The organism is Clostridium sp. DFI.5.61 (genome assembly GCF_024462915.1).
Taxonomy (GTDB): domain Bacteria; phylum Bacillota; class Clostridia; order Oscillospirales; family Oscillospiraceae; genus Lawsonibacter; species Lawsonibacter asaccharolyticus.
The window spans coordinates 1-13,040 of sequence record NZ_JANGBZ010000072.1; the positions used below are offsets into that span (position 1 = coordinate 1).

Sequence of the window (13,040 nt, forward strand, 5' to 3'; positions counted from 1 at the left end):
TCTCCTCAATTTTGCTTTATTTCCCTATTGACTTTTTATTTGCAGACTTCGTCCTTCGTCTCAGCCAAACGAAAGCCCAGCACAGCACCCGCAAGGGGTACGCCGCATCCGTAAGGCAGCAGAGCTGCCAACGGCTGCGCAGCGGGTTTCGTTTGGAGAGGAGACGCAGTGTAGCGAGTGAACCCTGCCGTTGGCGGCGGGGTGAACGATATGAAACTTGCGTCGACGACGGGGTACGGGGCAGCGCCCCGAAACTGTGCATGGCGTATAGCCGGGCGCGATGCTTGCCCTCCCCAAAGGGAGGAATTTGCGCCGACGGGGCCTCCCTCCTCAGGGCCTTCATTGGCAGAAAGGGAAGACTGCAAGGATGCAAAGCCTTTAGCTTGTTACATCCTTACACCCTTGCTCCGGCAGACGCCAGTACCACTGATTGCCTTGCTTTTCTGATATGACCCCCAGATTTTTCTTGGCGATCATCAGCGTCCGTTCCGATACATCCAAATCTTTTGCTCGATTCAGAACGGCCTCAGCAGACATGGGAGTTATGAGCATCCGCCTTAATGCGTCCTCCATCTGAGTAGTTTTGGTATGAAGCTTTCCGCCTCCACCCAGCACATCATCAACAGAGAGATCGCACGCACCTTTCCAAAGAAAGCCATGTTCTTCATCCAGTTGAAACGCAATGGACTTTCCTTCCGGGGCCAGGCTGTTTTTATCTTGGGCTACGATCCGGATGGAGGGATCTTCTTTCAGCCGGCCCACCACCAGTACACTTCTGGCTGCTGCCCGGAAGTCGATGGAGCCAAGTCCACGATAGCCGGCTTTTAATCCCTGGGCTTTGTTCATGTGTCCGATGAGAATTACTCCACAGCCTGTGCGTTCCGCCATTCCTGCCACCCGTTTCAGAATGGGACGCACTTCGTTGGCCCGGTGCATGTCCACATCGTTTCCCAAATACGCTTGGATCGGATCCAGTACAATGAGCTGTGCGCCAGTCTGATGAACCGCCTGTTCCAATCGCTCGTCACTGAGAGTCAGTTCCTGCTGGCTCTCATCAATCACCAGCACCCGGGAACAATCCGCTCCGGCAGCCTCCAGCCTGGGCTTAATGGTATCCGCCAGCCCATCTTCCGCTGTCTGGTAGATTACATTGATCGGTTCCAGCGCCTGTTCAGTCTCCGGCAAGGCCTCGCCACAGGTCAGTGCCGCAATAACCGCCAACACAAAAGTAGTTTTACCTTCGCCGGGGTCTCCCTGAACGATCGTCAATTTCCCTCGGGGGAGATACGGGTACCAGAGCCACTTCACCTCCTCTGCCTGAATCTCTTCCATAGAGAACAGTTTCAAATCATGTTTCATTCTGCGTTCACCGCCTCAATCAAATTCGATATTATTTTTTGTATCTTTATTATCTAATTTTATGGTAGCATACTTCTTGACTTTTGAAAATAGGTAATGTATAGTTTTAATACATACACTATATTGCTTCAATTAGATTCTCTACCGGAGGGAACTGCCATGGCTGTCCTGGGGAAAGACATATTTGATCTTTATCGCCCCCACACCCACACCAAAATTCAGTTTGGGGATAAGGGCTACTGGGTGGAGTGGGATACTGACTGTCTGCCTTACGGATCAATCCTCACAGAGATCCTCAACTGCAGTATCACTGATTACTGCGCCAAGCTGTCTGCTGTGGAACAGTCCGTTGCCGCCCGTGACCCGGAGCAGTTATCGGAGCGGCTGGAGGCGCTGGTGCGTGCCTTTATGAAGCTGCCGCTCTATCGGCTGTATATCCTGGAGCCGGGCGCTATTGAGCCGGCTTTGGTTTGGAAATCGATTGAAGCAGGACGGCATTCAGATCTGATTGCTGAAACGCTAAAAGACCCGGACGCATTTCTGTTGAAATACATCCGGGCCAGAGACGACATTTTATATATTCAAGAGCGCTACGGCTGGTTTCTGGAGTCCCTGTTTGAGGGCCAGCCATTTGAAAAGAAAAAAGGCCAGAAGAAGATTCCTCTGGCCCAGCAGCTGACAGATCATTTTTTGGAAGCTCTGGTCAGCGGCGTTAGCTTAGGGGAGGATAACCAGATCGATGCTCCTCAGGTGAACATTCAGTACGCCGTACTGGAGCCGGAAGGTTGCCAACCGGAACTGGTGGAAAAGATGTACTTTGACCGTCTGTTGGACTTCGTCTATGTGGAACTGATGCGCGGGATGCAGAAGGGCTTTGTCCCTAAACGCTGCGCCAATTGCGGCCGGTGGTTTCTCCAGTATCCAGGAGCTACCTATGCTTACTGTGATGGACCGGCCCCCGGTCAGGAAGATAAAACCTGCCGGGAGATCGGCGCGACGGCCAGTTTTCAGGAGAAGGTGCGCAACAACGAGATCTGGAAGCTGCACCAACGGGCCTATAAGAAGTACTTTGCCCGCACACGCAAGGGTACCATGAGCAAGCCGGAGTTCGAGAAATGGGCCCGGGACGCGGAGCGATTGAGAGATCGGGCGCTGAAGAGCTATGAAATATCACGGACACTTGAGGAGAAAAACCGGATTCTGGACAAATTGAAAGCGGATCTAAATTGTGTGTGAATAAGAGCTTTTTCAAAGCAAAATAAAAATAGTTTTATCGGAAAGTATAATGAAAAGGTTCTTGTATATTGCACATATTTAGGTCTCGGAATATAATATCTGTTAGAATTCTATGATGTAATTACGAAGAATACAGTAATGATAGATGGGCATTTTAATATATATATTATTTGCAGCAAGGCTGCATGACTACGGAGGATCGTATATGAATTTGCAGCAGTTACGGTATTTTCATAAAATAGCAGCCCTAAAGAATTATACCAAGGCCTCCGAAGAATTATTTGTGGCACAATCTAGCCTTAGTCACTCCATGGCGAAATTGGAGCATGAATTGGGGGTACCTCTTTTTATTAAACAGGGGCGTAACATTGTGGTCACCTCTTACGGTGAGAATTTTGACAAACATGTTGCCATTATTTTGAGAGAACTGGAACTTGCCAAAAACGAAATTCAACAAGCATCTAATAAATCTCAAGGAACTGTTAGACTCACTGTCTCTCACACCTTGCACCACCATTTTCTTCCCAGCCTAATGAAGCAGTATAAAAGCATTCCCGAGTTTGAAAAAGTGCAATTTCAAGTCAGTGATCTAGAGTCCACAGCAAGCGGAATCGCACAGATAGCAGCTAGGGAAGTTGATCTGGGGTTTGGGGCAAAAGTTGAACAAGCAGGGTGTTGCTACTTTGAAGTTATGAGTGAGGAACTGGTGGCAGTGGTTCCAATTAATCATCCTTTTGCTCAAAAAGAGAATATTACAATGCAGGAATTGTGCCAAGAACCGCTGATCACATACAACCATAAGTGCGGTACCCGTTACGACTTAGAACACTTTTTTCATAAATATGGAGTATCCCCTCAGCAAATTTTTGAGGCACAAAATGAAAAAATGATTGCGAGTATGGTTTCGGCAGGAATTGGAGTTGGAATAATACCTCCGATTCAAGAGATTGGGATGTATCAGGTTGCGGTAGTACCGCTGGAAAATCATAATATGAAGCGGTCGCTGTACATGTTCTGGCTGGAAGAAAACTTTCGTCCTCCTGTTGTAGAATCATTCCGCAAGTTTGTGATCCGTACTATTCAAAACAAAAATATTTAATACCGTCTATGAAACCCCGGAATGTTTGCCTCTAAGGTATGCATTCCGGGGTTTTATGCACAAAAATCTCCAGTCCTTCAGGTATGTATTTTGAGCATATTAGCATGTCAAAATGGCAGTTTTTTTTGCGCTCTAATCATTTAATATAAGATTGTAATGAAACAAGAGACAGTATTTAGTCAAAATTAAAAATAAAAGTCTGAGGAGGTAGATGAAGGATGATACATTCCCGTTATTCGGATAAGGTCGTCTTGATTACAGGCGGCGGAGGTATGGGAAGAGCGGCAGCACTCAGGATTTTAGACGAATCAGGAAAAGTTGTTTTAACGGACTGTTCGCCGACAGTTTTAAAAAATCTGGAGCAAGAATTTGATGCAATGGGCTATTCTGATCGAATCTTATTCCTTCAGTCGGATGTACGGCAGTACACGGATTGCTGTGCGGTTGTACGGCATGGAATCGAAGTCTTTAAAAAAATAGATGTCTTGGTAACAACTGCGGGTATTTTAAGGCACCATCCCATTGACGAGTTAACAGAGGACGATTGGAAAGATGTCATAGACATCAACTTAACTGGTACATATCATTCCGTAAAATCTCTGATTGGTCACATGAAAGAGCGTCGATATGGAAGAATCGTTTTGATCTCGTCGATCGGAGGAAGAACTGGTCGTCCAGGTGTAGGCGTTAATTATGCCGCAGCAAAGGGCGGCATTGTTGGCATGACACAGCTTCTGGGCTTTGAACTGGGGCCTTGGAACATAACGGTGAACTGTGTAGCCCCAGGTCCGATCGGCGGAGGAATGTTTGCCTCTCTTCCGGCAGAGAACCGGGAAAAACTTTTGCAGGGAATTCGCTTGGGGCGTATTGGAACATTCGAAGATGTGGCGTCTGCAATTGCATATCTAGGGAGTGATGATGCTTCCTGGACAACAGGTGAAGTTTTGGATGTAAACGGCGGTCTCCAGTATTAATTAGCATAGGAGGAATTATTTTGAGCCATAAATATTCTCTTGTACATTTAACCTGTATTTCATGTCCTCCGCCTGAGTTCATTCGGACGGCGGCAGCAGCTGGTTATGATTATGTCAGTCTCAGAACGATACCCATGGGGCTGCCCAATGAAGTTCCACATCTGCTCACAGACCGTGTGCTCTTGGAAGAAACAAGGGCGGCCAGTTTAGAAACCGATGTGAAAATTAATGATACCGAAAATGCAAGAATTTTTGACGGGGTAAATGTACAGGAGTATGCACCACATCTAGCTGCCGCTGCAGAACTTGGGATTAAACATATTTTATGTAATGTTTGGACAGCGAACCGCTCTTTTTATACAAAGAAATTTGCCGAACTGTGCCAGTTAGCCGCACAATTTGACCAAGATATTAATTTAGAATTTGTCACATGGGCTGGTATTACGAATTTAGAGCAAGCTGCCCAGTTGCTGAGAGATGTTGATCTACCGAATGTTGGCATTGTAGTGGATGCACTGCATTTCCATCGCTCCAGAGTTAAGCTGGAAGAATTAGAATCATTACCCAAAGAGTGGTTCCGCTTCATGCATCTGTGTGATGCCGTTCAGGAGATTCCAACTGATCTAGATGTCTTGGTACATGATGGTCGGGAGGAACGTCTCTATCCGGGAGAGGGAGCGATTGATCTCAAGGGAATTTTGTCCAAGCTTCCAGAAAATATTGTTCGGGGAATTGAGATACCGCACAGTGTTCGCACAGCAGAAATCGGATTTGAGGCGCATGCACGCCGAGCCCTGGAGTACGCAAAAAAATACTTGGAATAGAGTAAAGAACGGAGGTGGACCATGAAAATTATAAAATGGCTCGATAAGAATTTGGAAGTTGCTCTCATGATCATTTCTCTGTTAGTCATCGTTTTTGTTATGGGGGCTCAAGTCGTTGCCAGGAAATGCCTCGGTATGTCAATTGAATGGTCGGAGGAGCTGGGACGGTATTTATTTGTTTGGATGGGCTTTTTAAGCATTAGCTATACCATACATGCTAAGAGCATTATTAGGTTAGAGATTTTTAACGCAATTTTGCGTCCGGCTATTTTGAAGGTTATAGATATCGCCGTACAGATTTTTATGCTGGTCATATTCGTATATTTAACATATCAGTCCCTCTCGATTTTAAGTACCACCGCCCAGCGTTGGTCCAGCATTAACCTTTCCATGAATTATGTCTATGCGGCAATTCCGGTCGGATTCGCACTGACTTCTCTGCGCTTGGTGGAAAACATTCTGCAAGCACTGTTAGCGTGTGTGAAAAAAACAACGGAAAAGGACGGTGAATAAAATGTTAGGAATAATTTTTGGCGCAATGGTTGTCATGCTGATCCTGACCGTTCCCATTGGCGTTATGCTGCTGGTTGTATCGTTGATTCCCAGCCTGATTTCTCCGGGATTTTCTGCCTCAATTCCTTTTGTTTTGAGAAATGTAGTGGGAGGATTAAACAGCACTCCATTACTTGCAATCCCGCTGTTTATCTTGGGTGGTATCATCATGGCACAGAGCGGCATTGCAGAAAAATTGTTTGATGTTTTCGCATACTTGATCGGAAATAAAACAGGAGGCATGCCTTGCGCCTCTATTATTACCTGCTTATTTTATGGTGCTATTTCCGGTTCGGCTCCAGCCACCACTGCTGCTGTAGGTACGATGACCATTCCCATTTTGGATGACCTGGGATATGATCATACTTTTAGCGCCAGTACTGTAGCAGTTGCAGGTGGCCTGGGGGTCATCATTCCTCCGTCGGTTCCGTTTATTGTTTATAGTATGGCCAGCGGAGCCTCCGTAGGAGATATGTTCCTGGCAGGAATCATTCCCGGATTTCTCATTGCGGCATGTCTAATGATCTATGCTATCTTCTACTGCAAAACCAAAGGGGAAAACAAGCAGCTGATTCATCAGCGCGTTTCCGAACTTAGAGCTAAGGGATTTTGGGGAGTATTGAAAAGCAGTTTTTGGGCGCTGTTGTCTCCCATTATCATCTTGGGCGGGATTTACGGTGGTATCGTTACCCCTACCGAGGCAGCCCTAATCGGAACCTTTTATGCTACCGCAGTCGGTCTTTTTGTTTATCGGACCTTAAAACTGAAAGACCTGCTTCCTTTGTGCGCGGAAGCTGTGAAAACTACAGCTCCGATGCTTCTGGTATTGGGCACGGCTGCTGCTTTTTCCAGAATTCTTTCTTTGCTACAGGCTTCGGATGTGGTACTTTCCCTTGCGGGCGGACTGGTCCATAATAAGTTCTTACTGTTGCTGGTACTGAATATCTTCCTGCTGTTTATGGGGATGATCATTGATACTTCGCCCAATATTTTGATTTTTACGCCGGTCATGCTGCCTCTTGTCAGCGCGGTGGGAGTCGATCCTGTTCATTTCGGAATTATCATGGTGGTAAATTTGGCCATTGGGTTTGTCACACCTCCGGTGGGTGTGAACTTGTATGTAGCGCAATCGCTCTCCGGCGTTCCTGTGGCCAGTTTGGCGAAAAAAGCTCTGCCTTACATGGTAATGTTTTTTATCGCATTGATGCTGATTACATATATCCCAGCGATCAGCACGATTTTACTGTAACAAGTAGCCTTCAAGAGCGTGTTAAGCTCGAAAAAACTAATATTAATTTTGAAGGAGGATCAACTATGAAAAAGAAATGGATCTGTGGATTGCTTGCAGCGGCAATGATGCTTTCTCTCACTGCGTGCAGCGGGGGGACGACTTCCAATGCTGGTAGCAATGCCGACGCATCGGGCTCCGAATTACCTGAAATGACTTTTTCCATTGGGCACACAGGAACTGAAGACTCCTGGAACCACGCCATGTGCCTGCGCATCAAAGAAAAACTGGAAGAGTACAGTGGCGGGAAGATTACAGTAAACATTTTTCCTAATGGACAGATGGGCAGCGACTCTGAGATGATTCTAAGCGTCATTCAGGGTGATATGACGATGCAGTGTACAAATACTGCCTCTGTAACCAATACAGTTGCCGACTGCGGCGTTGCCGATCTTCCATTCCTCTTTGACAATGTGGAGGATATCAGAACCGCCCTTTCAGACGAAACCTTCGATTCCCTGCTGAAAGAAAAGTTTGTGGAGCAGAATCTGGAACTGCTGGTAGTGGCAGATCAGGGCTTCCGCTGCATCACTACCAACAGAGAAATTAAAAGCCCGGAGGATTTGGCCGGTATGCAGATGCGCGTACAGGACAATCCCAACCATATTGAATTCTGGACAGATGCCACTTTGGCTCCCACACCCCTGGCATTTTCTGAGCTGTATCTGTCCCTCCAGCAAGGATTGCTGGAAGCACAGGAGAATCCTTATCGTACAACAGTGGCCTCCAAATTCTATGAGGTTCAGAAGTATGTGACAAATTCCAACCATGTTCCCCAGTGCAATGTGATTTTCATTGGAAAATCCACATTTGATGCTTTGCCTGCGGAATATCAGGAAATGATCATGCGGGTTTCTGAGGAATTGCTGCCTTATTCCCAGCAAGTTGCGGATGAGTCCAACGCAGATGATCTGCAATTCCTTCAGGAGCAGGGAATGACTTTTATTGACTTCGATCAGATTGATGGCATGCGTGAGTTCTTGAGGGATGCTACTCTGGATAAGGCGATTGAGCGTATGAAAGAGAGCATTGACCCTGAATTGTTGGATGCGTACCTGAAAGCTGCCGGTTATTCATCTTAAATGGAGGCTATGATATGTTTCAGAAAAAAACTGTAACCATTGGTACGATCGGTGCTGGCTATGCGGCAGGACTTCACGCAAGTGGATTTCAGCGTGTTTGTGGACTGGAAATCCGTCTGAAGACGATTTGTGATGTTCGACTGGATGCCGCAGAGAAAGTCAAGGATTCGTTTGGATATGAACAGGCAATCTCCGACTATGAGGAAATGCTTTCAGATCCGGAAATTGATGTGATCGATATCGTGACTCCTCCGTTTCTCCACTGTACAATGGCTATTCAAGCGCTCCAAGCAGGGAAGCATGTGATCTGCGAAAAGCCACTGACCGGATATTTCGGACAGAAAGGCGAACTGAATGTAGGTAAGAACACACCTAAATCTGTCATGTACCGGGAAGTCATGCGGGACATGGACAGTCTGAAAGCCGTGGTAGAGAGTAGCGGAAGAAAGTTTATGTATGCGGAAAACTTTGTCTATGCGCCGCCAGTGCAGCGTGCGGCCCAAATGCTTCGAGCAAAGAAGAGTAAGATTTTATATATGCGCGGAGAATTGAGCCTTAATGGTAGCAGTTCTCCCTTGGCTGGAAAATGGAGCGGGACTGGCGGCGGAATCTTAATGCGAAACGGCTGCCATCCAATTGGCGGAATGCTTTGGCTAAAGCAGCAGGAGGCAAAAGCGCGGGGAGAAAATATCCGGGTGACCAGCGTTGTAGCGGATTGTGGTGTGACCACTGACTGCCTGCTGCCAGAAGATAAGCGTCATCTTCTGGTAAAGCCTGAGGATGTGGAAGATTACAGTAATGTAACGATCACATTTTCTGATGGAACGAAAGCGTTGGCCATCGCTTCGGACACCGTATTGGGAGGCTCGCAAAATTATATCAATGTATACAGCAGTGACAGTGCTCTTGTATGTAATATTACTCCAACAAATATGCTTGAGAGCTATTTTATGGATGACGATGGCTTGGAGGATATCGAAATTTCGCAGTTCATGAAGCATAAAACTGGGTGGAATAAAGCTTGGGTCAATGATGAATTTGTCCGTGGTTATACTGGCGAACTGCAGAATTTTATGGACTCGATCGCATATGACATGATTCCGGATTCTGGATTCTCACTGGCGTACGATACAGCACGCATTGTATATGCAGCTTATCAATCGGCTGAGGAGGGAAAAAGAGTAAACCTAGATTGCTAACAAGAAATCTGGCGTTTGGCAGTTTTATTAAATACTAGGTCTTCTTTTTATTCCAATATATACTCTTAAAGTTATACGAATATACGAAGTATAAAATTTTAATGAGCCTCCTGTGCGGCGCAAACGAAATGCAACGCACAGGAGGCTCTCTAATTCATATGGCAGCTTTAAAATATATTCCCAATAGCCCCCTGGTTAGCGGGCGCTCTTACAATCTTATATCTATTTTTTAGTCAGTTAAACTATCGTCCAGATAAACCGTTCTAAATTATTATATCCATATGGACCGTGGACTTGCTGATCCCGAACTTCTGTGCCGCCGCGCGGACCGTGGTCCGGTTCTCTATGATGTAAAGGGCCAGCTGACAGGCCCGTTCCTCGATATTCCCTTTCACACAGCAACAACTCCCCCGGATTTTGCATCTGCTGTACATGTATATGCGGGGGAGAGGATTTTATGAGGCCGGAAATGCCTCGACTGGAAGAATTTCCCGATGAAGGCCCAGTCGTGGAGAGGATTCAGCCGTTGAGAAAGGTCTGAGCAAGGGAGACGTAGAGGGCGGCCCCTTTCCAGAGCACTGACTCGTCCACGTCGAACCGGGGACTATGGTGGGGGCGGTCCGTCCCCTTGGCGGGGTCGGAGGAACTGAGAAAGAGAAAAGCCCCGGGGACCTGCTCCAGATAGAAGGCGAAATCCTCACCTCCCATGTTGGGGGCTGGGATGCGGGTGACGACGTGCTCCGGGCCCACGACTTCGGCGGCGGCCCCGGCGGCCAGCTCCGCCATAGCGGGATCGTTGAGGACAGGGGGAGCGCCCCAGGTGATGGTGCAGTCCGCACTGGCGCCGAATACGGCAGCCGCTGCCTGGGCCACCTCACCGATGCGCCGGGCGGCGTACTGCCGCAGACCGTCCTCCAGAGTGCGGATGGTCCCCTCCAGCACTACCTCGTCCGGGATGATGTTATACTGGTCGCCCCCCTGGATCCTGCCGATGGTCAGGACCAGGGAGCGAGCGGCGCTGATCTCCCGGGTGGTGATGGCCTGGAGGGACAGAACGATGTGGACGGCCGCATTGACGGGGTCTACCCCTTTTTCCGGGGTGGAGCCATGGCAGCCGCGCCCCCGGACCCGGATGGTGAACTTGTCAAAGGCCGCCATGCAGCAGCCGGAGGGGGCAATCACGGTGCCGCTGGGGATGTCGGCCCCCAGCAGGGTGCCGATATGGAAGCCGAAGATGGCGTCCACTCCGTCCAGCGCCCCCTGCTCCAGCATGACTTTGGCTCCCTCACACTGCTCCTCGGCCGGCTGGAAGAGGAGGCGGACGGTGCCCCGGAGCTCCTTCCTGTGTTTCTGCAGGACTTGGGCGGCCCCCATGAGCATGGCGGCGTGGGCATCATGCCCGCAGGCGTGCATCACGCCGGGGCGGCGGGAGGAAAAAGGAAGTCCGGTCTCCTCTTGGATGGGCAGGGCGTCCATGTCTGCCCGCAGGGCCACCGTTCGACCAGGCAGGCCGCCCTGGATGGAGGCAATCAGGCCGCTGTCCCGGGGAGAGCGGACGAAAGGGATACCCAGGCGGTCCAGATGGGCGGAGAGACAGGCGGCGGTCTCGGGCAGCTGTGCCCCCACCTCCGGGATCTGGTGCAGCTCCCGGCGCAGGGCAGTGATCTCATCTTGCAGGGCTTGACAATCCTTCCACATGTTAGACGGGCTCCTTCCAGGTGTGAAGATCTAAAATTTCCGGCAGGACTGCCTGCCGGCACATGTCCCTATTATAAGCGGCGCCGGGCAGGACCGCAAGGGGGACGGTGCACAGGGAGATCAGCAGGAAAAAATTTCTCTTCTTCGAAGGTGGGATATGGTTGCAATGGGTCGAAAAATGCGGTATTATGTCAACATATCACGGGCCCGCGGCGCCGGGCAGGAAAGGATGATCCCATTGCAGCAGAAGAGAAGAAACATGAGGGGACCGGCTCTGCTGGCGGCTCTGTCCATGGTGCTGACAGCGGTGCCCGCGGCCCTGGCGGTCGAGACAGCGGCCGGGACCCCGCCCGCAGTCACGGAGGCCCCCTATTCGGATGTGCCGGCGGAGGCGTGGTACGCCCCCTTCGCGGCGGACCTGAAACAGGACGGGGCGGTGAGCGGCTATGAGGACGGCACCTTCCGGCCGGACAACGCCGTTACGGTGGGGGAGGCCCTGGTGATGGTGCTGGCGGCGGCAGGCTTTGACCGCCGGGAGGCCACCGGGGAGCACTGGAGCAGCGGCAATGCGGACTTTGCCCTGGAGAAGGGCTTTGTCACCCGGGAGCAGGTGACCGATCTGGACAGTGCGGTAAGCCGGCTGACGGTGGCCCAGATGGCGGCCAAAGCCCTGAACTTGAGGCCCTCCCGGAACGAGACGCCCTTCGGAGACGTGGACGATGGCTATGTCACCGTGCTCTATGAAAAGATACAGCTCTCCGGGGAGCTGGAGGAGGATGGCACGCTGTCTTACCATCCGGAGGACAGCATCACCCGCTCCGAGCTGGTCGCCATCATCTGGCGGATGAAGAACACCGATGTCCACGCGGGGCAGATCGCCTATGAGGGGTACAGCCAGACCTTCTACCTGGATGTGCTGGAGACAGTCCCCGCCTTCTCCTACATCCCCCAGCTGTTCCGCATGGAGGGAGACTACCTCACCTATGATGATGGGACGGTTCAGGGGCACCTTGGGGTGGATGTGTCCCAGTTCCAGGGGGAGATCGACTGGGAGCAGGCGGCCGATGCCGGTGTGGAGTTCGCTATCGTCCGGGTGGGCGGCCGGGGCTACACCGAGGGCAAGCTCTATGAGGATACATACTTTGACCGGAACGTCCAGGGCGCGCTGGATGCCGGGCTGGCGGTGGGGGCCTACTTCTTCTCCCAGGCCATTACCGTGGAGGAGGCGCTGGAGGAGGCGCGGTTCGTCCTGGAGCGGGTCCGAGACTATGACTTGACCATGCCGGTGGTCTTTGACTGGGAGATGGTCAGCGACAGCAGCGCCCGCACCAACGCCATCGACAGCGACACCATGAATGAGGTGGCACTGGCTTTCTGCGGCGCCATCCAGGAGGCGGGCTATGAGTCTATGATCTACTTCAACTCCTATCAGGGGTATGTGAAGTACGACCTGAGCAAGCTGCTGGATCACAGCTTCTGGTTCGCCCAGTACCAGGCGCAGCCCAGTTTCTACTATGACTTCCAGATGTGGCAGTACAGCTCCAAGGGGAGTGTGCCGGGTATCCAGGGCGAGGTGGACATGAACCTCTATTTCGGAGCCCTGGAGGGCGGAGAGCGCCCCAAACTGCCCAACGGCCAGGAGGCCCCGCTGGACCCGGGCATCAACCCGGAGACCGGCCGGCCCTACGGATATTGAGAGAAAGCGAGCGGTCCGCCCTACGGGGCGGAC

The 13,040-nt window shown here is 50.5% G+C and carries 11 protein-coding genes and 1 pseudogene; 9 read left to right on the top strand and 3 right to left on the bottom strand.

The window, feature by feature from the left end; translation table 11 throughout:
• Positions 1–378: 378 nt before the first annotated feature.
• On the bottom strand, positions 379–1,359 hold the full coding sequence (locus tag NE584_RS17670; RefSeq protein ID WP_108980656.1) for an AAA family ATPase: 981 nt from the start codon (positions 1,357–1,359) through the stop codon (positions 379–381).
• A gap of 159 nt (positions 1,360–1,518) precedes the next feature.
• Between NE584_RS17670 and NE584_RS17675 the strand changes: the two genes are divergently transcribed.
• The 8 genes from NE584_RS17675 (at position 1,519) to NE584_RS17710 (ending at position 9,613) form a co-directional block, all read left to right on the top strand.
• Positions 1,519–2,595 (top strand): DUF6076 domain-containing protein, encoded by a 1,077-nt coding sequence (locus NE584_RS17675; protein ID WP_108980657.1) that lies wholly within the window; start codon positions 1,519–1,521, stop codon positions 2,593–2,595.
• Between the two features lie 205 nt (positions 2,596–2,800).
• Positions 2,801–3,694: a LysR family transcriptional regulator gene (locus NE584_RS17680; protein WP_256183369.1), complete on the top strand. Its 894-nt coding sequence runs from the start codon at positions 2,801–2,803 to the stop codon at positions 3,692–3,694.
• A 218-nt stretch (positions 3,695–3,912) separates the two neighbouring features.
• Entirely contained in the window at positions 3,913–4,668 is a 756-nt protein-coding gene (locus NE584_RS17685) for an SDR family NAD(P)-dependent oxidoreductase (protein WP_108980659.1), read from the top strand.
• Positions 4,669–4,688: 20 nt separating this feature from the next.
• A complete protein-coding gene (locus NE584_RS17690) occupies positions 4,689–5,492 on the top strand; it encodes a sugar phosphate isomerase/epimerase (protein WP_256183370.1) in 804 nt (267 codons plus the stop codon).
• Positions 5,493–5,513: 21 nt separating this feature from the next.
• Positions 5,514–6,005: a TRAP transporter small permease gene (locus tag NE584_RS17695; protein WP_108980661.1), complete on the top strand. Its 492-nt coding sequence runs from the start codon at positions 5,514–5,516 to the stop codon at positions 6,003–6,005.
• 1 nt (position 6,006) lies between these two features.
• Entirely contained in the window at positions 6,007–7,293 is a 1,287-nt protein-coding gene (locus tag NE584_RS17700; protein WP_108980662.1) for a TRAP transporter large permease, read from the top strand.
• A gap of 65 nt (positions 7,294–7,358) precedes the next feature.
• Positions 7,359–8,414, top strand: a complete 1,056-nt coding sequence (gene dctP / locus NE584_RS17705; protein ID WP_256183371.1) for a TRAP transporter substrate-binding protein DctP — start codon at positions 7,359–7,361, stop codon at positions 8,412–8,414.
• 14 nt (positions 8,415–8,428) lie between these two features.
• Positions 8,429–9,613, top strand: coding sequence for a Gfo/Idh/MocA family protein (locus NE584_RS17710; RefSeq protein WP_108980664.1), 1,185 nt, complete (start codon positions 8,429–8,431; stop codon positions 9,611–9,613).
• Positions 9,614–9,885: 272 nt separating this feature from the next.
• On the opposite strand, the pseudogene NE584_RS17715 reads toward NE584_RS17710, so the two are convergent.
• Both NE584_RS17715 and NE584_RS17720 read right to left on the bottom strand, forming a co-directional pair.
• A pseudogene (locus tag NE584_RS17715) lies at positions 9,886–10,008 on the bottom strand (sporulation transcriptional regulator SpoIIID); the annotation flags it as partial.
• Positions 10,009–10,132: 124 nt separating this feature from the next.
• Positions 10,133–11,311, bottom strand: coding sequence for a M20 family metallopeptidase (locus NE584_RS17720; protein ID WP_108980666.1), 1,179 nt, complete (start codon positions 11,309–11,311; stop codon positions 10,133–10,135).
• A gap of 259 nt (positions 11,312–11,570) precedes the next feature.
• On the opposite strand from NE584_RS17720, the gene NE584_RS17725 reads away from it, so the two are divergent.
• Complete coding sequence (locus NE584_RS17725; RefSeq protein ID WP_050623615.1) at positions 11,571–13,007, top strand: GH25 family lysozyme; 1,437 nt, start codon at positions 11,571–11,573, stop codon at positions 13,005–13,007.
• The last annotated feature ends 33 nt before the right edge of the window (positions 13,008–13,040 follow it).